The following is a 21,190-nucleotide window of genomic DNA, read 5'->3' as shown; positions in this document are numbered from 1 at the left end:
ACTATCAGCAGCCCTGCCAATCATAAAAACAGGACGTCTAAAAAATAATCGCAATTATGCGAGGCACTACGAAAATTTGAGTTGATCTTATTCATGTCCAGATGTACTGTATAAACATACAGTGACACTACGGGCGGGATACTTTATGCGTACTCAATCACTCTACAAACCCCATTTCAGCCACACCTCTTTTGCGGTGAACAATGCTGCGGAAAACTCGGATGCCGGTAAAGGAAATGGCCTTATCAGTGAACTTGTTTACAACGAGCATCAACCCGCGGTGGCGCAACTATTGCTCCCCCTGTTGCAACAGTTAGGCAGACAGTCACGCTGGCTGTTATGGCTAACCCCACAACAAAAACTCAGTAGATTGTGGCTACAGCAGTCTGGTTTGCCTGTCCATAAGGTCGTGCAACTGAGCCAAATCACTCCGCTTGCCACCGTTGAAGCGATGGAAAAGGCACTTCTGACGGGTAACTACAGTGTGGTTCTCGGATGGTTGCCCGATCTTACGGAAGAAGATCGTCTAAAATTACGGCGTGCAGCCGAATTGGGTCACGCTTATGGGTTCATTATGCGTCCACAACGTGACACAAACCCGACTCACGGACAGTGTTCCATGCTAAAAATTCAGTCTTCTTTGTATCATTAAGTAAATTTAGGATTTTTCCCATCATTTTTATCTCTTTGGGTGGGAACCTTTGATGGATCAGGTGCAAAGCGAGTGCCGCTGCGGTTCCGCACGAAAAAATGCAGGCTAAATTGCCCCATTTCTTACCGGTTAGTGTTAGTAAATATGTACGATTCTGCGTTTTTTTTTAGAGCTTTATCACATCACACTTGTAACTTTCGCGCCACGTTGTAGACTTTACATCGCCAAGGTTGCTCTATAACGCCAGAAAAACTGGCCGAGTAACAAACGAGGGCTCAAACCTTGGCGAAGGAATTTAACCAAGGGCTTAAAACAGCTTTAAAGCTCATTGCCTATTTGGATGATAACGAGGCGCAAAATGAAAAAGACAGCTATCGCATTAGCAGTGGCACTGGCTGGTTTCGCTACCGTAGCGCAAGCCGCCCCAAAAGATAATACCTGGTACACCGGTGCTAAACTGGGCTGGTCCCAGTACCATGACACTGGTTTCTACGGCAACGGTTACCAGAATGGTATCGGCAATGGTCCGAACCATAAAGATCAACTGGGTGCTGGCGCGTTCCTGGGTTACCAGGCGAACCAATACCTGGGCTTCGAGCTGGGCTATGACTGGCTTGGCCGTATGCCTTACAAAGGCAGCGTGAACAACGGTGCTTTCAAAGCACAGGGCGTTCAACTGGCAGCTAAACTGAGCTACCCAATTGCTGACGATCTGGATATCTACACTCGTCTGGGTGGTATGGTATGGCGTGCAGACTCCAAAGCTAACTACGGCAATGGCACTCGTCTGAGCGACCACGACACCGGCGTTTCTCCGCTGGCTGCAGTGGGTGTTGAATACGCACTGACCAAAAACTGGGCTACTCGCCTGGACTACCAGTTCGTTAGCAACATCGGTGATGCAGGTACTGTCGGCGCACGTCCAGACAACACCATGCTGAGCTTGGGTGTTTCTTACCGTTTCGGTCAGGATGATGTTGTTGCTCCAGTTGCTCCAGCACCAGCTCCGGCTCCAGTTGTTGAAACCAAGCGTTTCACTCTGAAGTCTGACGTGCTGTTCAACTTCAACAAAGCAACTCTGAAACCAGAAGGCCAACAGGCTCTGGACCAGCTGTACACTCAGCTGAGCTCCATGGATCCTAAAGACGGTTCTGTTGTAGTTCTGGGTTACACCGACGCAGTGGGTTCTGACCAGTACAACCAGAAACTGTCTGAAAAACGCGCACAAAGCGTTGTTGATTACCTGGTTTCTAAAGGTATCCCTTCAGACAAAATCTCCGCACGTGGTATGGGCGAAGCTGATTCCGTCACTGGCAACACCTGTGGCTACAAAGCTGGCCGTGCTACTAAAGCGCAGATCGCTTGCCTGGCACCAGATCGTCGCGTAGAGATCGAAGTTAAAGGCATCAAAGACGTTGTGACTCAGCCACAGGGCTAAGTTACCACTTCTTAGTAAAAAACCCCGCAATGCGGGGTTTTTTTTGTCTATAGGCGTTGAGTTTTACAACAACGGCCCTTTTCTTGCTGGGCAGATTACTTTTCGTCTTTGCCGAGGATCGCCTTCAGATCCTGTTTCAGCGACGACATCTGACTGGCGTACTTCTCTTTACGTTCGGCATCTTCGATCAGTTGTACTACCGTCTCTGACAGTGTCACCCCACGGCGACGAGCAAGCGCGGCCAGACGCTGCCAAACCAGAAACTCCAGATCGATAGATTTTTTACGCGTATGTTGATGTTCTGCGTTAAAATGACGCTTACGCCTTGCGCGGATAGTTTGCTTCATCCGGTTATCAAGTTCCGGATTCATATGCCTGCTAATCCACGTCAGCACTTTTACCGGCTCATTTTCCAGCTTAAGCAGCTCGTCAATGGCTTCCTGAGCTACGCTGTTTTCAATGTGGCGGGTAATAGATTCACCTTCCCGGTGCTTTTTCACCAGGTATTTCCATTTCCAACCACTCTCCAGGTTTTCCAGTTGCTGATATTTCATCTTGAACTCTTCAGTGACCGCGTAACTTTATTAAGCATAACAGCTTTGCGCCGAATTTCCCCGGCAATTACGCCCCCTTTTAGACTGTTTTTTGCACAGTCATCGCGCGATGTCAAACTCCCTGATACCAACTGTGACTCTGTATGTATCAAGCTGGCGTTATTCTTGTATAATCGCCCTTTCCCTTTTTGACGATTGCATCTAACACTTTGACCAATAACCGACTTGAATGGCAATCTCTGTTGCCGGACGTTACGCCTTATCAAGCGATATTTGATACCGCTGCTCAATTGGCACCTGTGTCCTTTGCCTCTATTCAGCCTCGGCTGGAAAATGCACTGACGCTGTTTTGCCACCCACAGTCGCCACCGCGTTTCATGTTGCTGAAAGCGCAGGAAACCCGCGAATATCTGGCATTGATTGCCCGTGCGGTTGAGCCATTGCAGCCACAGAACACTGCATTCAAAGGCAGCCACTATGTGATCCAGGGCAGCAAGATAAACGTAGAGCCTGCTCGTCAGGGTGATGAACCCTTTGCCGCCGGTGGTGCCTGCGTGTTTCAGGAATGGGTGGAACCGGAGCAACTGTTTGGCTGTGTCAGAATTCATAATGATGAAATCTCGCTGCAGCCGGGCCTGGTGCATCAGGCCAACGGCGGCGTACTGATCCTGTCGGCACGTTCTCTGCTGGCCCAGCCGCTGCTATGGCTGCGGTTGAAGCAAATGATCACCCAACGCCAGTTCCATTGGGTTTCCCCTGATGAAACACGCCCGCTTCCGGTCACTATTCCACCGATGCCGCTTGAGCTGCGTCTGATCGTAGTTGGCGATCGTCACGGTCTTGCCGACTTCCATGATATCGAGCCGGAACTTAGCGAGCAGGCCGTCTACGGCGAATACGAAGATGACCTGCAGCTCACCGAAGCCGAGGATATGGTGCAGTGGTGCAGCTACGTCAATACCGTTATCGATGAACAACAACTGCCCTCGTTGGCGGCAGATGCCTGGCCCCCATTGATGATACAAGCTGTGCGCTACAGTGGCGATCAGGGCAACCTGCCGCTTTCACCGCTATGGATCGGCCAGCAGCTTTCTGAAGCAGCACTGTACGCAGAAGAAGAAAGTATTACAGCCAAAGCCTTTGAAGCTGCTTTGAATGCACGCGAGTGGCGCGAAAGCTACCTTGCCGAACGGATGCAGGATGAGATCGAGCTGGGCCAAATTCTGATTGAGACCGAAGGCGAAGTTGTCGGCCAGATCAACGGGCTCTCCGTGCTGGAATACCCTGGGCATCCACGCAGCTTCGGCGAACCTTCCCGCATCAGTTGCGTTGTGCATCTTGGCGACGGCGAATTTACCGACGTTGAGCGTAAGGCCGAGCTTGGCGGTAACCTGCATGCCAAAGGCATGATGATTATGCAGGCGTTTCTGATTTCTGAGCTGGAACTGGATCAGCCGCTGCCCTTCTCCGCTTCAATCGTGTTTGAGCAATCCTACGGTGAAGTAGATGGCGATAGCGCCTCGTTGGCCGAGCTGTGTGCATTGATCAGTGCGTTATCACTACAACCGATCACCCAGCAGATTGCGGTAACCGGCTCAGTCGATCAATTCGGCAATGTGCAGCCGATTGGCGGCGTCAACGAGAAGATCGAAGGCTTTTTTGAAGTTTGCCAGCGTCGCGGTTTGACGGGTAAACAGGGCATCATTCTGCCAGCAACTAACGTGCGTCACCTGTGTCTGCGCCAGGATGTGGTCGATGCGGTGCGCGAAGGGCAATTCCATCTGTGGGCCGTCGACAGCGCCGCAGAAGCCTTGCCATTACTTACCGGTTACCCCTACTCTGATGAACAGCAACCGAATCTGTTAGCTGCTATTCAGGAACGAATTGCGCAGGTGAATCCGCAGGAACGTCGGCGCTGGCCATGGCCTTTTCGTTGGCTTAACTGGTTCAACCACGGCTGATCGGACTTGTTCAGCGTACACGTGTTAGCTAATCTGCGTCCTTCAATAAAATAAGGCTTACTGAGAACATGGTAGAAAAACGCGACTCCTATACGAAAGAAGACCTCGAAGCATCCGGCCGTGGCGAGCTGTTTGGTGCCGGTGGCCCGCCGTTGCCGGCAGGTAACATGTTGATGATGGACCGCGTGGTCAAGATGACCGAAGACGGTGGCTCCCACAACAAGGGTTATGTGGAAGCGGAACTGGATATCAATCCGGACCTATGGTTCTTCGGTTGCCACTTTATCGGCGATCCCGTGATGCCAGGCTGCCTGGGCCTGGACGCCATGTGGCAGCTGGTAGGTTTCTATCTCGGCTGGCTGGGTGGCGAAGGTAAAGGCCGTGCGTTGGGCGTGGGTGAAGTGAAATTCACCGGCCAGGTACTGCCAACCGCGAAGAAAGTCACCTACCGCATTAACTTCAAACGTGTCATCACCCGTAAACTGATTATGGGTGTGGCTGATGGTGAAGTGCTGGTCGATGGCCAGGTCATTTATACCGCCAGCGATCTGAAAGTGGGCCTGTTCAAGGACACTGCTGCGTTCTAATCGCAGTGACGGCGGCCCTTCCCGGCCGCCGTTTGTTTTCCCCGCCGTTATCTTGTTGTGAACTGCAAAGCTCACGTTCATAGCGGCCAATCAGTTACTACAATTATTGTAGTAACTTAAGAGGTGTGCCATGCAAAGAACCCGTTTTGATAACATGCCATGCCCGATAGCACGCTCGCTGGATCGCGTCGGAGAATGGTGGAGCATCCTGATACTTCGCGATGCGTTTCAAGGACTGTCAAAGTTTGATGAATTCCAGCAAAGCCTCGGCCTTTCACCCACCATACTGACTCGTCGCCTAAAATATCTGGTGGAAAGCGGCATTTTTCATAAACAGCGTTATCAGACGCGGCCGGTACGTTATGAGTATTTGCTCACCGAACGCGGCCAGGATTTTTTCCCGGTGCTGGCGGCTCTGTTTCACTGGGGCAACGCCCACCTGGCCGATGAAGGCATCACTGCCGAACTGGTCGATCGCCGTACCGGGCAACCGATATACGTGCAACTGGTCGACAGCGTCACTCGGCAACCGATCGCATTGCATCACATCACTTTAGCGCCAGGGCCGGCGGCAAGCGACGGTATACGTCGGCGTGCAGCCCTGATGCAACAAAATCATTCTGCATTACCCCCCGAATTATCCAAGGAGTCACTATGAACAGTCGTCGTATAGTCATTACCGGCATGGGTGCCGTTTCACCACTGGGATGCGGCGTAGAGGCTATCTGGCAGCGTCTGCTAAATGGCCAGTCAGGCATTCGTCCGCTTCCGGAAGCGATCGTGGCCGACCTGCAGGTAAAAATCGGTGGTCAGGTTCCTACTCTGGAACAGGATGCCGAAGCGGGCTTTGATCCCGACCTTTCCGTGGCGCCAAAAGATCAGAAAAAAATGGACCGCTTTATTCTGTTCGCCATGGCGGCGGCCGATGAAGCGATCCGCCAAGCGGGCTGGGTTGCTGATACGGAAGAGAAACAAGAACGCACCGCAACCGTGATCGCCTCTGGCATCGGCGGTTTCCCTGCTATTGCCCACGCGGTGCGTACCACTGACAGCCGTGGTACCAAACGCCTGTCGCCATTTACCATTCCGTCCTTCCTGGTTAACCTGGCCGCCGGCCACGTCTCGATTAAACACCAGTTCAAGGGCCCGATTGGCGCCCCCGTTACCGCTTGTGCAGCAGGCGTACAGGCCATCGGCGACGCAGTACGTATGATTCGTAACGATGAGGCTGACATCGCGCTGTGTGGCGGTACAGAGGCCGCTATCGACACCGTCAGCCTGGGGGGCTTCGCAGCCGCGCGCGCCATGTCCACTACGCCGCCAGAAGCGGCAGAAAAAGCGTCGCGGCCTTTCGACAGCGCTCGTGACGGCTTTGTCATGGGTGAAGGCGCCGGCATGCTGGTCATAGAAACGCTGGAACATGCGCTGGCTCGCGGAGCAACGCCGCTGGCGGAGATTGTCGGTTACGGCACCAGTGCGGACGCCTATCACATGACCTCCGGCGCAGAAGATGGCGATGGCGCCTACCGCGCAATGAAAATTGCCTTGAAACAGGCAGGTGTCTCACCCGAACAGATCCAGCATCTGAACGCCCACGCCACGTCGACACCAGTGGGCGATCTGGGGGAAATCAACGCGATTAAACACCTGTTCGGTACCGACGGCGGCGTGGCGGTGACCTCTACCAAATCCGCGACCGGCCATTTACTGGGCGCCGCGGGCGGGTTGGAAACCATCTTTACTGCGCTGGCACTACGCGATCAGATCGCACCGGCCACGCTGAATCTGGATAATCCGGATCCGGCAGCCGAGGGCCTACATTTGGTGGCGAAAAAAGCGCAGCCTATGGCCATCAATTATGCGTTGTCGAACGGTTTTGGTTTTGGCGGGGTAAACGCGAGTATCTTGCTGAAACGTTGGCAGGGGTAATACGACTTAAACAAAAACCTCCGCCTTGAGCGGAGGTTGTTCCTTTTTATGACAGGGAGCCGCTTAAGCGGTCACAGCCCTGTCTTCCATGGCTTCTCGCCAACCTCCCAGCCATTGAGACCGGCTGTCCACAGTTGTTTTATAAGGACAAAGATCTTTCGGATGTCCTAAAATACCTGCCTGATAACCTTTCGAATGCGCCCTTTCCAGACGATCGCGTTTCTGTCTCTTCATGCCTCGTTTCCCTCACTTTTTGGTCAGTTGGAAAGAAAACAATGGCTGCTTTATATGCAGCCACGTATAAGCAATAGCGCTAAATGAAGGGAAGATCAATGCGCAAAATTCACGCCAATGTCATATTTGTGAGCTAAACCCGCAGAATTGGCTAAGTGGCTGATATGCTGGAAAATACGATAAATCATTGAAATAAAATAAAAATCCCTCCCGGAGAAAAGTTTTAATATCTCTCGCCGGAAGGGATTAGACCGTTTTAGTACAAATTATGACTAAAAACGTCCCGCCTGGGAGGCGATAGCCTGGGCTTCCTGCTGCCAGCCCTGCGCCAACGTACGCACCAGTGCGTCGTAGCCATCCTCGCCCTGTTTCAATTCCAGGCTGAACGGTCGTTTGGTCAGATTGCCCTGATGATTCAACACCCACTCGCCACGGATAATCGCCTTGCCGTCAAAGCGGCCGTGGAAGCCGCTGATGGTGACGTTAAGCACATCCTGCTCGCTGCTCATCGGCTGAGAAGACACCACCCACCCTGGCAGCGCACTGCTCAGGTTAGTGACCAGCGTCTGCTGCAGTTGTTGATCGAGCGGGCTGGCCCACAGGTTGTTCTGAGCGATCACGTACTGCACGTCATTAGTCTGGTAAACCACACCGTTCTGCGCCAGATAATCCGCCACGCTGACGTGTTCCAACCACAGCTGACGTGTCGCAGTGCCGGTACTGACCGGTGCAGGCGCACCCAGCGCCGGCAGTTGGTAGTAGGTTTTTTGTGGGGTGCTGCTACAGGCGCTGAGTAACAGCGCCAGGGCTACCGGAATCCATTTCATCATTTATTGGCCTTCTTCGGCTGAGGATCGTTACTGCCCGCGGCTTCAAATACCAGCGCGTTGCTCTTTTCGTTCAGGGTACGCAGCACCGGTTGCAGCTCACGCAGCACCTGATCAAGACGTTGCATATCACCGACCATTTTGTTGTAGGCCGGAGAGCCTGGCTGGAAACCTTTCACACTGCGATTCAGTTCCTGCAGCGTTTTTTGCATATCCTGCGGCAGCGCCTTCATCTCTTTGCTGGCGATGATGTCGTTCAGCGACTGCATGGTTTTCTGCGTCGACTGCATGGTTTTCTGGCTTTCCGCCAGGGTTTTGGTCGCTTCGTTGATCATCGGATTCAATGGCAACGAGTTGATCTTATCCAGCGTCTGCATCAGTTTCTGCTGGATCTGCGCCAAACCGCCGCTGGTAGTCGGCATCAATGGATAACCGAACAGCTCACGCGGCCCTTTCCAGGCTTTCTCCTGCGGATAGAAGTCCAGATCGATATACAGAGAGCCGGTCAGCAGGTTGGCGGACTTCAGAGAAGCGCGCATACCGCGTGATTCCGCATCTTTCAGATGGCCTTCGATATCGAAATTGCCACCCAGCTGTTTCTGGAAGCGATCCGGTTCAATGCGGATTAACACCGGAATGCGGTAGTCATTGTCCAAACGTTGCGCCATGCCCTCTTTATAGAACGGCACCTGCGCGACCGTACCAAGGCGAATGCCACGGAATTCTACCGGCGCGCCCGGTTGCAAACCGCGAACCGAGTCGGAGAAGAACATCAGGTAATCCTTGTGTACGGTATACAGCGAATCCTGGATGCTGCGCTGGTTATCGAACAACTGATATTCCGCCTTCTCTTTCGCCAGTTCACCGCGATCCCAACCGTCCGGCACGTCAAAACTCACACCGCCGCTGAATAACGTTGCCAACGAGCCCATTTCCACACGCATGCCCTGCGCCGACATGTCGAACGCCACGCCGCTGTCTTTCCAGAAGCGCACGTTGCTGGTCACCAGTTGATCATAAGGCGCCGAGATAAACAGCTGATAGCGCATGACGCGCTGCTTGGGATCAAAATAACTGGTCTCTACCGAACCGACACGATAACCACGGAACAGCACCGGGTCACCGGCGTTCAACTGACCCGATTTCTCGCTGTCGATCACGATGCGCAGCCCTTTGGCGTCCGGAGACGCCAGCGGCGGCGCATCCAGCAATTGGTAATTATCCTTGCCTGCCTTGCCCTTGGTACCCGGTTGCAGTTCGATATAGGCGCCGGACAATAGCGTACCCAGGCCGGAAACGCCTTCGCGGCCAATCTGCGGTTTAACTACCCAAAAGGCGCTATCCTGATGCAGCAGTTTCTCCATGCCAGAGTTAAGCCGCGCCTGCACCATCACCTTGCTCAGGTCGTCACTCAACGTCACACTCTCGACGACGCCGACGTCAACGCTACGGCTCTTGATTTTGGTTTTGCCCGCCTCCAGTCCTTCGGCAGTGGTGGTAACCAAGGTCACCACCGGCCCCTGATGGCTAAAGTGGTAAAACAGGATCCACGCGCCGATCAGCGCGGTGACGATGGGAACAATCCACACCGGCGACCAGCGCTTGATCTTTTCAACTTCCGCGACGCTATGATTATTTTCCGTCACCTTGCGGCTCCTTTTTTATTGTCTCGTTTACGCGATCCCAGGTCAGCCGGGGATCAAACGTCATGGCTGCAAACATGGTGAGGATCACCACCAGGGCAAACAGCAGCGCGCCAGTAGCAGGATAAATACTCATCAATTGTCCCATCCGTACCAATGCCGAAAGCACGGCAATAACAAACACGTCGATCATTGACCAGCGGCCGACAAACTCAACCACTTCATAAATCAGGTGCATTCGTTCGCTGTCGGCCCTGTCTTGCCGTTTGCTGTTGGCATCCCAGCACAACCAACCAATCGCCAACATCTTCAGCGAAGGCACCATAATACTGGCGATGAAGATAACCATCGCCACGGGATAAGATCCTTCCCCCCACAGCAGGATCACCCCGGCCATGATGGTGGAAGTGATTTTGTTGCCCAACGCCTCGGTAACCATAATAGGCATTAGATTCGCCGGAATATACAGCATGATCGACGTAAACAGCAGCGCCAGCGTCCATTGCAGACTGTGACGGCGACGCACATAACCATTGGTATGGCAACGTGGGCAATGAGCCAGCTCCGCCGGCAGGATCGCCGTACAACACGGGCAGGAGCGCAAACCCTGGCGTAACCCGGTCCGCCCCACCATCACCGGGCGATCGATGTGCGGCATCGGCTCTATATCGTTCCACAGCCAACGGCGATCCACACACTGGAAGGCACGCACCTGCAGTAAGCAAAACAGGCAATAAGCCCCAAAGCTGCTGCCGACGCCAATATCCCCGTAGGCCATCAGCTTGACGAAACTGACCAGAACCCCGGCGAGAAAAATTTCCACCATGCACCAGGTTTTGAACTGGAACAGCATCTTGGCCATCCACTCTTTCAGGCCAAGAGGGATGCGTACCTTGGCGCATAACAGAATAATAGCTACCATGCAAAACGCCGGAATCAACTGAACGAATACCATAAACAGCGTGGCCATGCTGGCGTAATCTTCAGCCACCATCACCTGCGGGATCTGGATCAGTTTGATTTCGTTACCGATACCGGCAACGCGCATATTGATAAAAGGGAAAATATTCGCCAGCAGCAGCATAAACAAAGCGCTGACGGCATAACCGATGGGCCGCTTGCGCGGTTCCTCCCAGCGGGAGCTGAGGGTCGTTTTACAGCGCGGGCACACCGCTTTTGTGCCATATACCAGCGGCGGCAACGCCACCAACATGTCACACTGCGGACACAGCATCAGGTTGTCCCGTTGCTGTTCAGCAGGCTTTGCGTGGCTGTGCTGCTCGTGATTGTCGTGGGAACACACCATATTCCTCCTTAATAACGTTGCTCACCGGTACGGCAATACCGCCCGCAGCAGCGCGCGGACGGTATTCTCAACGGTTAGCCGTTTTTCATCGCTTCCAGCTCTTCCCAACGGGCGAACGCTTCTTCCAGCGCCCCTTCAGCGGCGGCCAGCGCCGTCAACACCTGCTGTGTTTCACTGTGTGGACGCGTGAAGAAATCCGCGTCGCTCATTTGCGCCTGCAGCGCTTCGATTTCCGTTTCCAGCTGTTCCAGCCGCTGTGGCAACTGTTCCAGCTCGCGCAACAGGTTATAGCTCAGTTTAACCGCTGATTTCTTCGGCTGTTCAGCCTTTTTTTCCGCCGACGGTTTGTTCTGATCGGCGGCGGCAACCTGACGGATCGGTTTCGCTGTAGCGCGTTGATGATGCGCATCGTAGTAACCGCCGACGAAGGTGCTGATCACGCCCTTGCCTTCGAAGATCCAACACTCGGTCACCGAGTTATCAACGAACTGACGATCGTGGCTCACCAGCAGCACGGTGCCTTGATAGCCATCGATCAACTCTTCCAGCAACTCCAGCGTTTCGACGTCGAGATCGTTGGTTGGTTCATCGAGGATCAGCAAGTTGCTCGGTTTCAGGAACAGCTTGGCCAGCAACAGGCGGTTACGTTCCCCGCCCGACAGCGCTTTCACCGGCGTCATCGCGCGTTTTGGGTGGAACAGGAAGTCCTGCAGATAGCCCAACACGTGGCGGGACCGGCCGTTGACCATCACTTCCTGCTTGCCTTCCGCCAGGTTGTCCATCACCGTGCGTTCCGGATCCAGATCGGCGCGATGCTGGTCAAAGTAAGCCACTTCCAGCTTGGTGCCGCAGTGTACACGGCCGCTGTCGGCTTTCAGTTGACCGAGCATCAATTTCAGCAACGTGGTTTTACCGCAACCGTTAGGGCCAACCAGCGCAATCTTGTCGCCACGTTGCACCTGGGCGGAGAAATTACGCACCAGCACTTTGTCGCCGACCTGATAGTTAACGTCCTCCATCTCGAACACGATCTTGCCGGAACGTACCGCTTCTTCCACCTGCATCTTGGCGGTGCCCATCACTTCACGACGTTCCGAACGCTCGTTACGCAGCGCTTTCAGGGCGCGGACACGGCCTTCGTTACGAGTACGGCGGGCCTTGATGCCCTGGCGGATCCAGACTTCTTCCTGAGCCAGCTTGCGGTCGAACTCAGCATTTTGCAGCTCTTCCACCCGCAGCGCTTCTTCTTTGCTCAGCAGGTACAGATCGTAGTTACCCGGCCAGGACACCAGCTTGCCGCGATCGAGATCGACAATGCGCGTCGCCATGTTGCGGATAAAGGAACGGTCATGGGAAATGAACACGATGCTGCCCTGGAACTCTTTCAGGAAACCTTCCAACCAGTCGATGGTTGAGATATCCAGGTGGTTGGTCGGTTCGTCGAGCAGCAACACGCGCGGTGAGCTGACCAGCGCACGGCCCAGAGCGGCCTTGCGCAGCCAACCGCCGGAGAGCGAGGACAACTCTGCGTCGCCGTCCAGCCCCAATTGCAACAGCACTTCGCTGATGCGGCTGTCGAGTTGCCACAGGCCCTGGTGATCGAGGATCTCCATAATCTGCGCCATGCGCGTCAGATTTTTCTCGCTGGGATCGGTTTCCACCAAATGCGAAATCGCGTGATAGGCTTTCAGATGTTCCGCCTGCTCGGCTACGCCTTCGGCGACAAAATCGAATACCGTACCGCCGATATTGCGCGGAGGATCCTGCTGCAGACGCGCCACAATCAGATCCTGCTCGTAAATCACCCGGCCATCGTCCAGCGGAATTTCTTTGCCGAGGATCTTCAACAGCGTGGATTTACCGGCGCCGTTGCGCCCAACCAGACAAACGCGTTCGTTGTCTTCAATATGAATTTCGGTGTTGTCTAAAAGCGGCGCATCGCTGAAGGACAGCCAGGCGCCGGACATGCTGATTAACGACATAGTAATTATTTTCCTTCGCCGGCATGGGTGAGCAGCCAGCAGTTATGAATTTGACGGTTACGGGCAAAGTCCTGCGACTGCGTCTGGGCGGTGATCTCTTTCGCCTCCAGACCCAGTTCGCTCAGGCCGGCCATATCCATCTGGAAACCGCGCTTGTTGTTCGAGAACATGATGGTTCCGTTACGGCGCAGCAACCGTTTTAAATCTTGCATCAACATCAGGTGATCGCGCTGGACGTCAAAGGTGTTCTCCATTCGCTTGGAGTTGGAGAACGTCGGCGGATCGATAAAGATCACGTCGAACTGTTCGTCGGCATTATGCAGCCATGACAGGCAGTCCGCATGGATCAATCGATGCTGTTTACCGGTCAGGCCATTGACGCGCAGGTTCTTCTCCGCCCATTCCAGGTAGGTACGCGACATATCCACGGTAGTGGTGCTGCGCGCGCCGCCCAATCCGGCGTGAACGCTGGCTGTGCCGGTATAAGCGAACAGGTTGAGGAAGTCTTTGCCTTTGCTCATCTCGCCCAACATACGGCGCGCGATGCGGTGATCGAGGAACAAACCGGTATCGAGATAATCGGTCAGATTAACCCACAGCTTGGCATTGAACTCTTCCACCAGCAAGAACTCACCTTTCTGAGCCAGCTTTTCGTACTGGTTTTTGCCCTTCTGACGCTCACGGGTTTTCAGGATCAGTTGGTTTGACGGCAGGTCCAGCACCGATAGCGTAGCATTGATCACGTCGAACAGACGTTGACGCGCCTTCTGCGCATCGACGGTTTTCGGCGGCGCATACTCCTGTACCACGACTTTGCTGCCGTAGCGGTCAACCGCGACGTTGTATTCCGGCAGATCGGCGTCGTACAGGCGATAACATTCAATGCCCTGCTGCTTGGCCCACTTGTCGAGTTTTTTCAGGTTCTTGCGCAGACGGTTGGCAAAGTCTTCCGCCGCCAGCACGCCGCTGGCGCCCTGCGGGTTCTCCGCCAATTGGTAGTTTTTCTGTACGCAATCCAGCGGACCGTTTTTAGCCTTGAATTGGCGTTCGGCGCGCAGTTGCAGGCAGCTCAGCAGCTCCGGCGACGCGCTGAACAGCGACAGTTGCCAGCCGCCGAAGGCGCTCTTCATAATGCGGCCCAGCATATTATGCAGCGCGATCAGCGCCGGTTCGCTTTCCAGTCGCTCACCGTAAGGCGGGTTGCTGACCACGGTGCCCGTTGGGCCTTCCGGCAGCGGGTTGGTCAGTTTGCTGACGTCACCGACGTTAAAAGTAATCAGTTCGGCAACGCCGGCGCGGCGGGCATTGCCGCGCGCCATCTCAATCACTCGGCGATCGATATCCGAGCCGAAGAAACGCGAGGTGGTTTCCTGCAGACCACGGCGCGCGCGCACCTGCGCTTCGGTGATCACTTCACGCCACAAATCGACATTGTGGCCGTTCCAGGCGGTAAAGCCCCAGTGCTGACGGTGCAAGCCCGGCGCGCGATCGGAGGCAATCATCGCCGCTTCAATCAGCAAGGTGCCTGAACCGCACATCGGATCAAGCATCGGCGTGCCCGGTTGCCAGCCTGAACGCTGTACAATCGCTGCCGCCAGGCTTTCCTTCAACGGCGCCTGGCCGGTCAGATCACGGTAGCCGCGCTGATGCAGACCTTCGCCGCTCAGATCGAGCGCTACGCTGGCCATATCGCGCTGCAGGAATACGTTAACTCGAATGTCCGGCTGTTGCTTTGCCACCGTCGGGCGTTGGTCGATCTTGCGGGTGAAGCTGTCTACAATGGCGTCCTTGACCTTCAGCGCGCCATATTGGCTGTTACGGATCTCTTCGTTAACGCCGCTGAAGTGAACGGCGAAGGTTTTATCCACGCCAAAAATGTTCGTCCAGTCGATCGCCTGCACGCCAAGATACAGGTCCAGATCGCTGTGTACGCGGAATTCATTAAGCGGCAACAGAATACGTGAGGCCAGGCGGCTCCACAGCAGGCTTTGGTACAGAAGACGATCGTCACCCTGAAAATGTACCCCACCCTGCACCACTTTGCAGGCGTGAGCGCCCAGCGCTTCCAGTTCGCTTTTTAACAGTTCTTCCAGTCCACGCGCCGTGCTGGCAAACAGAGAGTTCATATCGTACTTATCACCAAAAAGAAAATTGTTGCGCATTATAGCTAATCCAGACCGCTTGTCATAAAGTTGCTCCCTTCTATTTAATAATCGTACGGAGATAAGGGTGATTACGCTTTCCAGACTTTACGTTCATCCGGTTAAATCGCTTCGGGGTTTGCAACTTTCTCACGCACAAGTTTCCAGCAGTGGTCTGGCGTTCGATCGCACCTTTATGATCACCGAGCCGGATGGCACCTTTATTACAGCACGCCAATATCCGCAGATGGTATTGTTTACGCCTGCACTGCTGGCGGACGGCCTGTTTCTGACCGCACCGGACGGGGAAAGCGCAGCTATCCGTTTCGCAGATTTTGCTGCCGAAGCGCAGCCAACCGAAGTGTGGGGCAATCATTTCACCGCCTTGATTGCACCGCCGGCGATCAACAGTTGGCTGAGTGGTTATTTCCAGCGTGAGGTACAGCTACGCTGGCTAGGCCCTGACTTGACCCGGAGAGTCAAAAAACACCCGGAAATCCCTTTATCTTTCGCCGACGGTTATCCTTATCTGCTGATTAACGAAGCCTCGTTCAATGATTTGCAACAACGCTGCCCTGGCAGTATCAAGCTCGAACAGTTCCGCCCCAATCTGGTGGTGACCGGTGCCAGCGCCTGGGCCGAAGACGGCTGGCAGGTGATCCGCGTCGGTGACGTGATGTTCGATCTGGTAAAACCGTGCAGCCGCTGCGTGCTCACCACCGTCAGCACCGAGCGCGGGCGCAAACACCCCAGCGGTGAGCCACTGAGCACCCTGCAAAAATTCCGCACCGCCGATAACGGCGATATCGATTTTGGCCAGAATATGGTGGCGCGCAACAGCGGTATTATCCGCGTTGGCGATGCGGTGGAAGTGTTATCTACCAAGCCGCCACGCCCTTATGGCGCAGGTAAAGTGGTCGAAAGCATGCAGGCGCCGCAAGACAGTGCGCAGAGCGTCACCATCGAATACGCAGGGAAGGTGTTTACCGGCAATAATCAGCAGATCTTGCTGGAGCAGTTGGAACAGCAAGGGATCCGCGTACCTTATTCATGCCGTGCGGGGATTTGCGGCAGTTGCCGTATTGAGTTGGTCAGTGGCGAAGTGGCACCGCTGAAGAAAAGTGCGGTAGCGGGCAACGGCACCATTCTTTCCTGCAGCTGTATTCCGAAAAGCGATTTGACGCTGGCGTGATCCGCCTTATACCGCCCTGTCGTAGGCCGGGGCGGAAGCTTCATCCTGCGCACAGGGTTTGAGGCGATCGTGCATCACCTTGATCGCATCACCCAACACCATGGTACGTCCGGCCAGCGACAGCTGATTTTGCGCCAGCAGACACAAGCTGGCGTTATCGCCGGCTTCAACGACCAATAAGCGGGCATCTGAGCCGCTGTCCATCACCTTCACCGCCGCCAATTCACCGTTCTTCGGCTGCAGCGGATAATGCTGCTGGGCGAAGTGCCAGCTTTTCGGCATCAAGGGTTTCAGGAAGCGATAGGCCACCAGAGCGTTTAATACCAGTTCGGCGCGTTGCTCATGGCTGAGCTTTATCTGTTTGCACTGCTCTTCATAATTAAAATAAAGCGCAGCGTCATCAACGCAAAAGGCGCATTCATCGAAGGCATCCGGCGTTAACATTTTGGCCGGGAAGCGTGAGCGGAAGATCATCCCATTGGCTAAATCCAGCATTAGCCGATCGTGTTCAGCATCAAAATACCAACGCCAATTATCGTCAGGTTTTATCTTCATCTCTTATCCTTCTCGCTGCCCATGCCACACTCTATTTACCCAAAAGGCGATTTTATCACCGATAAAGTAGCTCAAACATCGGATAATTCCGCGAACGATATTTATGCCAGTGGACAAAATATAGACGAGCCGGGGGAAGAAATAAACCCCCGGCTGAAAATCAAAGAAAAAATATTAGATGTAGTTAACGATATCTTTAATCAGACGCGGACCGTGGAAGATAAAACCGGAATAAATTTGCACCAGCGAAGCACCGGCCGCCATTTTTTCCCGCGCGGCGGTCAGGGAGTCTATTCCGCCGACACCGATAATCGGCAAGCGGCCCTGCAGCTCAATCGACAAACGGCGGATCACTTCGGTGCTGCTCGCCTGCAGCGGACGACCGCTAAGGCCCCCCGTTTGCTCGCAGTAATTCAACCCCTGGATCAACTTGCGATCCAGCGTAGTATTGGTCGCGATCACGCCATCAATATTATGCCGCACCAGGCTGTCGGCTATTTGGATCAATTCTTCTTCAGAAAGATCCGGCGCGATCTTTACCGCGACCGGTACATATTTGTGATGCCGCGCATGCAATTCCTGCTGCTTATTTTTAATGGCGGCTAAAAGATCGTCTAACGCTTCACCATACTGTAGGGATCGTAACCCCGGTGTATTTGGTGACGAAATGTTAATCGCGATATAGCCGGCATACGGATAAACTTTATCCATGCAGATCAGATAATCGTCTTTTCCTTGCTCAACCGGGGTATCTTTATTCTTGCCGATATTAATCCCCAGAATGCCGCCAAAATGGGATTTTTTAACGTTTTCAACCAGATTATCCACACCCTGGTTATTAAAGCCCATTCGGTTGATCAGGCCTTCGGCTTCCACGATGCGGAACAGCCGCGGTTTATCATTGCCCGCTTGCGGGCGCGGCGTCACGGTGCCAACTTCGACAAAGCCAAACCCCATGGCACCGAATGCATCGATGCACTCACCGTCTTTATCCAGACCGGCGGCCAACCCCAATGGGTTTTTAAAAGAGAGTCCCATGCAGCTAACCGGCTTGGCCGGCACAGACTGACGAATGAGAAATTCTAACGGGGTGCCAGTGATACGGCGAAGCTGATGAAAGGTCAATTCATGCGCACGCTCGGGATCGAGCTGGAACAACGCTTTCCTGATGATGGGGTAGTACATGTACTCTCCTGATTTCCCGGTTGCAAACCGGGGGCCGATTATCCGGCATCCCCTGATCAATTGGAATTGATTAAAAGCAAAAAAAAGCGTTTTTTACGCAATCGTTTTCCTTTAACGGCCCCAGATCGCCGCCAATCCGCATTTACGCATATCAAAATCAAAAAATGAGATTTAAGCAACCCGCTCCTAACTGATAGGTTTAAAACAGATCACAAACATTTCCTGATTAAACCTAACTTTTAGTTATAAGGAGTGGCAATGCGCGTTATATCACTGGCCGGCAGCCCCCGCATCCCCTCGCGCTCAGCCGCGCTGCTGACCCTGAGTCAAAACTGGCTGCAGCAGCAAGGTGTAGAAGTGATTGCCTACACGCTGCACGATTTCGATGCCGAGGATTTGCTCTACGCCAATTTTAACAGCCCGGCGATCAAAGCCTTTGCCGAGCAGTTAGCGCAGGCAGACGGTTTGCTGGTGTCGACGCCGGTCTATAAAGCCTCGTTCTCCGGCGCGCTGAAAACCCTGCTGGATTTGCTGCCGGAACGCGCCCTGGACCATAAGGTCGTGTTGCCGCTGGCCACCGGCGGCTCTATTGGCCACATGCTGGCGGTGGACTACGCCCTGAAGCCGGTGCTGGCGGCGTTGAAAGCGCAGGAAGTGCTGCACGGCGTGTTTGCCGATGATAGCCAGGTGGTGCTGAACGGCGAAGAAATCAACCTGTCTGACGGCGTGGCAACCCGCCTGGAAGAGGCGCTGGAAAGTTTTTATCTGGCGCTCGGCCGTCGCAAACCGCCCACGGTAAAGCTCTCCCCTTCCCTGTTTGCCCGTCAGACTGCCTGACTGAGAAGAGAATAAAAAGGAAAAGGACATCATGATGAAGCGACTTTCTTCACTCCGCCGCTGGCTTGGCGCAGGCACATTGGCCGGCATTCTCTCCCTTGCGTGGAGCAATGCCGCCAACGCGCAGGATCCGGCGCAGTTCCGCATCGGTTACCAAAAAGGATCGGTCAGCCTGGTATTGGCAAAAACCCATCGGCTATTGGAACAGCGTTTTCCCTCGACCAAAATCAGCTGGATAGAATTCCCCGCCGGCCCGCAAATGCTCGAGGCGCTGAACGTCGGCAGTATCGATTTGGGCAGCACCGGCGATATCCCGCCAATCTTCGCCCAGGCCGCCGGCGCCGATCTGCTTTATGTCGGCGTAGAGCCGCCAAAACCCAAGGCGGAAGTGATCCTGGTGCCGGAAAACAGCCCGATCAAAACCGTCGCCGAGCTGAAAGGCCATAAGGTTGCCTTCCAGAAAGGTTCCAGCTCCCACAACCTGCTGTTGCGCTCGCTGCAGAAAGCCGGGCTGCAATTTACCGATATCCAACCCGTTTACCTGACCCCGGCCGATGCCCGCGCCGCCTTCCAACAAGGCAACGTTGATGCTTGGGCGATTTGGGATCCGTACTATTCCGCGGCATTGCTGCAAGGCGGCGTACGGGTGCTGGGCGACGGCAGTGGTCTGAATCAAACCGGTTCGTTTTATTTGGCGGTTCGCCCCTACGTACAGGCGCACGGCCCCTTTGTCAGCCAGGTTCTTGAGGTGCTGACCCAAGCCGATGCGCTGACCCGTAGCGATCGCGCACAGAGCGTCACGCTGTTGGCAAACGCCATGGGCCTGCCGGAAAAGGTGATCGCCACTTATCTGGATCACCGCCCGCCGACCGCCATCAAACCTTTGGATGCGCACACCATTGCCGCCCAGCAGCAAACCGCCGATCTGTTTTATGCCAACCGTTTAGTGCCGGTGAAGGTCGATATCTCTCAACGCATCTGGCACCCGAGCGCGCAATAATTTTGGAGAACAAGCTATGAGCCTAAACGTATTCTGGTTTTTACCTACGCACGGCGACGGCCATTATCTTGGCAGTACAGAAGGTGCCCGCAGTGTCGATTACGGCTATTTGCAGCAGATCGCTCAGGCCGCTGACCGGTTGGGCTTTGGCGGCGTGCTGATCCCCACAGGCCGCTCGTGCGAAGACTCCTGGCTGGTCGCAGCCTCGCTGATCCCAGTCACCCAACGGTTGAAGTTCCTGGTAGCGCTGCGCCCCGGCATCATTTCGCCCACGTTGGCCGCCCGCCAGGCCGCAACGCTGGATCGCCTTTCCAACGGCCGCGCTCTGTTTAACCTCGTCACCGGCGGTGATCCCGAAGAACTCGCGGCAGAAGGCCTGCACCTGAATCACGAAGAACGCTACGAGGCCTCGGCAGAGTTCACTCACGTTTGGCGCAAGGTGCTGGAAGGGGAAACCGTCGATTTTGACGGCAAACACATTCAGGTGAAAGGTGCCAAACTGCTGTATCCGCCGGTGCAACTGCCGCGTCCGCCGCTGTATTTTGGCGGTTCTTCCGCCGCCGCTCAGGATCTGGCCGCCGAACAGGTTGAAATGTACCTCACCTGGGGGGAGCCACCGGCACAGGTACGAGAAAAAATTGCCGAAGTGCGCGCCAAAGCCGCAGCCAAAGGCCGCACGGTGCGTTTCGGCATTCGTCTGCATGTGATCGTGCGTGAAACCACAGAAGAAGCCTGGCGGGCGGCCGACCGGCTGATCGCCAATCTGGATGAAGAGACCATCGCCAACGCACAGGCAGCCTTCGCCCGTTTTGATTCCGTAGGGCAACGGCGCATGGCGGCGCTCCACGGCGGCAAGAAAGACAATCTGGAGATCAGCCCTAACCTGTGGGCCGGTGTTGGCCTGGTACGCGGTGGCGCCGGCACCGCGCTGGTCGGCGATGGCCCGACGGTGGCGGCACGCATGCAGGAATATGCCGATCTGGGCATCGATACCTTTATTTTATCCGGTTACCCGCATCTGGAAGAAGCCTATCGCGTCGGCGAGTTGCTGTTCCCGCATCTCGATCTGGCGGAAAACGAAGTCCCTGCTCGGCGTCGGCCAGTCAAACCGCAAGGTGAAGTGGTCGCCAATATTTACATTCCGCAAAAAGCATCGCAAAGCTGAGG

Annotated in this window: 19 protein-coding genes; 10 read left to right on the top strand and 9 right to left on the bottom strand. The window is 54.7% G+C overall.

The window, feature by feature from the left end; genetic code table 11:
• The first annotated feature begins 145 nt into the window (after positions 1-145).
• Both sulA and ompA read left to right on the top strand, forming a co-directional pair.
• A complete protein-coding gene (gene sulA, locus SERAS12_RS08680) occupies positions 146-652 on the top strand; it encodes an SOS-induced cell division inhibitor SulA (RefSeq protein WP_013812333.1) in 507 nt (168 codons plus the stop codon).
• A gap of 358 nt (positions 653-1,010) precedes the next feature.
• A complete protein-coding gene (ompA, locus tag SERAS12_RS08675; RefSeq protein WP_013812332.1) occupies positions 1,011-2,090 on the top strand; it encodes a porin OmpA in 1,080 nt (359 codons plus the stop codon).
• 95 nt (positions 2,091-2,185) lie between these two features.
• Here ompA and matP read toward each other — a convergent pair whose 3' ends face one another.
• On the bottom strand, positions 2,186-2,644 hold the full coding sequence (gene matP, locus SERAS12_RS08670) for a macrodomain Ter protein MatP (RefSeq protein ID WP_013812331.1): 459 nt from the start codon (positions 2,642-2,644) through the stop codon (positions 2,186-2,188).
• A 209-nt stretch (positions 2,645-2,853) separates the two neighbouring features.
• Here matP and SERAS12_RS08665 point away from each other — a divergent pair, with 209 nt between their 5' ends.
• From SERAS12_RS08665 to fabF, 4 genes are all read left to right on the top strand, one after another.
• Positions 2,854-4,605: a Lon protease family protein gene (locus tag SERAS12_RS08665; protein ID WP_006324583.1), complete on the top strand. Its 1,752-nt coding sequence runs from the start codon at positions 2,854-2,856 to the stop codon at positions 4,603-4,605.
• Positions 4,606-4,673: 68 nt separating this feature from the next.
• Positions 4,674-5,192 (top strand): bifunctional 3-hydroxydecanoyl-ACP dehydratase/trans-2-decenoyl-ACP isomerase, encoded by a 519-nt coding sequence (fabA, locus tag SERAS12_RS08660; protein WP_004942787.1) that lies wholly within the window; start codon positions 4,674-4,676, stop codon positions 5,190-5,192.
• Positions 5,193-5,322: 130 nt separating this feature from the next.
• Complete coding sequence (locus SERAS12_RS08655; RefSeq protein ID WP_004942783.1) at positions 5,323-5,850, top strand: helix-turn-helix domain-containing protein; 528 nt, start codon at positions 5,323-5,325, stop codon at positions 5,848-5,850.
• Complete coding sequence (gene fabF / locus SERAS12_RS08650) at positions 5,847-7,121, top strand: beta-ketoacyl-ACP synthase II (RefSeq protein ID WP_013812329.1); 1,275 nt, start codon at positions 5,847-5,849, stop codon at positions 7,119-7,121. Before SERAS12_RS08655 ends, fabF begins: the two co-directional genes overlap by 4 nt.
• 63 nt (positions 7,122-7,184) lie before the next feature.
• On the opposite strand, the gene rmf is transcribed toward fabF, so the two are convergent.
• The 6 genes from rmf to rlmKL form a co-directional block, all read right to left on the bottom strand.
• Positions 7,185-7,355 (bottom strand): ribosome modulation factor, encoded by a 171-nt coding sequence (gene rmf, locus SERAS12_RS25470; protein WP_013812328.1) that lies wholly within the window; start codon positions 7,353-7,355, stop codon positions 7,185-7,187.
• 272 nt (positions 7,356-7,627) lie between these two features.
• A complete protein-coding gene (gene pqiC / locus SERAS12_RS08645) occupies positions 7,628-8,185 on the bottom strand; it encodes a membrane integrity-associated transporter subunit PqiC (RefSeq protein ID WP_013812327.1) in 558 nt (185 codons plus the stop codon).
• Positions 8,182-9,828: an intermembrane transport protein PqiB gene (gene pqiB, locus SERAS12_RS08640; protein ID WP_013812326.1), complete on the bottom strand. Its 1,647-nt coding sequence runs from the start codon at positions 9,826-9,828 to the stop codon at positions 8,182-8,184. Before pqiB ends, pqiC begins: the two co-directional genes overlap by 4 nt.
• The gene (pqiA, locus tag SERAS12_RS08635) at positions 9,815-11,131 is read right to left on the bottom strand and encodes a membrane integrity-associated transporter subunit PqiA (RefSeq protein WP_013812325.1); all 1,317 of its coding nucleotides are present in this window, start codon (positions 11,129-11,131) and stop codon (positions 9,815-9,817) included. The genes pqiB and pqiA overlap by 14 nt, the downstream gene beginning before the upstream one ends.
• Before the next feature lie 74 nt (positions 11,132-11,205).
• Positions 11,206-13,113, bottom strand: coding sequence for an ABC transporter ATP-binding protein (locus tag SERAS12_RS08630; RefSeq protein ID WP_004942764.1), 1,908 nt, complete (start codon positions 13,111-13,113; stop codon positions 11,206-11,208).
• Between the two features lie 5 nt (positions 13,114-13,118).
• Entirely contained in the window at positions 13,119-15,239 is a 2,121-nt protein-coding gene (gene rlmKL / locus SERAS12_RS08625; protein WP_143760061.1) for a bifunctional 23S rRNA (guanine(2069)-N(7))-methyltransferase RlmK/23S rRNA (guanine(2445)-N(2))-methyltransferase RlmL, read from the bottom strand.
• A 103-nt stretch (positions 15,240-15,342) separates the two neighbouring features.
• Between rlmKL and SERAS12_RS08620 the strand changes: the two genes are divergently transcribed.
• Positions 15,343-16,446: a YcbX family protein gene (locus SERAS12_RS08620; RefSeq protein WP_013812323.1), complete on the top strand. Its 1,104-nt coding sequence runs from the start codon at positions 15,343-15,345 to the stop codon at positions 16,444-16,446.
• 6 nt (positions 16,447-16,452) lie between these two features.
• Here the strand turns inward: SERAS12_RS08620 and SERAS12_RS08615 are convergent, their stop codons facing one another.
• Both SERAS12_RS08615 and pyrD read right to left on the bottom strand, forming a co-directional pair.
• Positions 16,453-17,001 (bottom strand): cell division protein ZapC, encoded by a 549-nt coding sequence (locus SERAS12_RS08615; RefSeq protein ID WP_013812322.1) that lies wholly within the window; start codon positions 16,999-17,001, stop codon positions 16,453-16,455.
• A gap of 174 nt (positions 17,002-17,175) precedes the next feature.
• Positions 17,176-18,186, bottom strand: a complete 1,011-nt coding sequence (pyrD, locus tag SERAS12_RS08610; RefSeq protein ID WP_013812321.1) for a quinone-dependent dihydroorotate dehydrogenase — start codon at positions 18,184-18,186, stop codon at positions 17,176-17,178.
• Positions 18,187-18,444: 258 nt separating this feature from the next.
• Here pyrD and ssuE point away from each other — a divergent pair, with 258 nt between their 5' ends.
• From ssuE to ssuD, 3 genes are read left to right on the top strand one after another with little or no spacing between them, the layout of a single operon-like run.
• Entirely contained in the window at positions 18,445-19,023 is a 579-nt protein-coding gene (gene ssuE, locus SERAS12_RS08605; RefSeq protein ID WP_013812320.1) for an NADPH-dependent FMN reductase, read from the top strand.
• Between the two features lie 34 nt (positions 19,024-19,057).
• Entirely contained in the window at positions 19,058-20,023 is a 966-nt protein-coding gene (locus SERAS12_RS08600) for a sulfonate ABC transporter substrate-binding protein (RefSeq protein ID WP_080563644.1), read from the top strand.
• A 16-nt stretch (positions 20,024-20,039) separates the two neighbouring features.
• A complete protein-coding gene (ssuD, locus tag SERAS12_RS08595) occupies positions 20,040-21,188 on the top strand; it encodes an FMNH2-dependent alkanesulfonate monooxygenase (protein ID WP_013812318.1) in 1,149 nt (382 codons plus the stop codon).
• Positions 21,189-21,190: the final 2 nt, after the last annotated feature.

The sequence above is a fragment of the Serratia sp. AS12 genome (assembly GCF_000214195.1).
GTDB lineage: Bacteria > Pseudomonadota > Gammaproteobacteria > Enterobacterales > Enterobacteriaceae > Serratia > Serratia plymuthica.
Note: the sequence above shows the minus strand (reverse complement) of the source record. Positions and strands in the feature narration are given on the sequence as shown.

What these genes read in the sequence shown, in the direction of transcription:
- sulA (WP_013812333.1), top strand. Translation starts at nt 146, where the DNA reads ATGCGTACTCAATCACTCTACAAACCCCATTTCAGCCACACCTCTTTT.
- ompA (WP_013812332.1), top strand. Translation starts at nt 1,011, where the DNA reads ATGAAAAAGACAGCTATCGCATTAGCAGTGGCACTGGCTGGTTTCGCT.
- matP (WP_013812331.1), bottom strand. Translation starts at nt 2,644, where the DNA reads ATGAAATATCAGCAACTGGAAAACCTGGAGAGTGGTTGGAAATGGAAA.
- fabA (WP_004942787.1), top strand. Translation starts at nt 4,674, where the DNA reads ATGGTAGAAAAACGCGACTCCTATACGAAAGAAGACCTCGAAGCATCC.
- SERAS12_RS08655 (WP_004942783.1), top strand. Translation starts at nt 5,323, where the DNA reads ATGCAAAGAACCCGTTTTGATAACATGCCATGCCCGATAGCACGCTCG.
- fabF (WP_013812329.1), top strand. Translation starts at nt 5,847, where the DNA reads ATGAACAGTCGTCGTATAGTCATTACCGGCATGGGTGCCGTTTCACCA.
- rmf (WP_013812328.1), bottom strand. Translation starts at nt 7,355, where the DNA reads ATGAAGAGACAGAAACGCGATCGTCTGGAAAGGGCGCATTCGAAAGGT.
- pqiC (WP_013812327.1), bottom strand. Translation starts at nt 8,185, where the DNA reads ATGATGAAATGGATTCCGGTAGCCCTGGCGCTGTTACTCAGCGCCTGT.
- pqiA (WP_013812325.1), bottom strand. Translation starts at nt 11,131, where the DNA reads ATGGTGTGTTCCCACGACAATCACGAGCAGCACAGCCACGCAAAGCCT.
- SERAS12_RS08630 (WP_004942764.1), bottom strand. Translation starts at nt 13,113, where the DNA reads ATGTCGTTAATCAGCATGTCCGGCGCCTGGCTGTCCTTCAGCGATGCG.
- rlmKL (WP_143760061.1), bottom strand. Translation starts at nt 15,239, where the DNA reads ATGAACTCTCTGTTTGCCAGCACGGCGCGTGGACTGGAAGAACTGTTA.
- SERAS12_RS08615 (WP_013812322.1), bottom strand. Translation starts at nt 17,001, where the DNA reads ATGAAGATAAAACCTGACGATAATTGGCGTTGGTATTTTGATGCTGAA.
- pyrD (WP_013812321.1), bottom strand. Translation starts at nt 18,186, where the DNA reads ATGTACTACCCCATCATCAGGAAAGCGTTGTTCCAGCTCGATCCCGAG.
- ssuE (WP_013812320.1), top strand. Translation starts at nt 18,445, where the DNA reads ATGCGCGTTATATCACTGGCCGGCAGCCCCCGCATCCCCTCGCGCTCA.
- SERAS12_RS08600 (WP_080563644.1), top strand. Translation starts at nt 19,058, where the DNA reads ATGAAGCGACTTTCTTCACTCCGCCGCTGGCTTGGCGCAGGCACATTG.
- ssuD (WP_013812318.1), top strand. Translation starts at nt 20,040, where the DNA reads ATGAGCCTAAACGTATTCTGGTTTTTACCTACGCACGGCGACGGCCAT.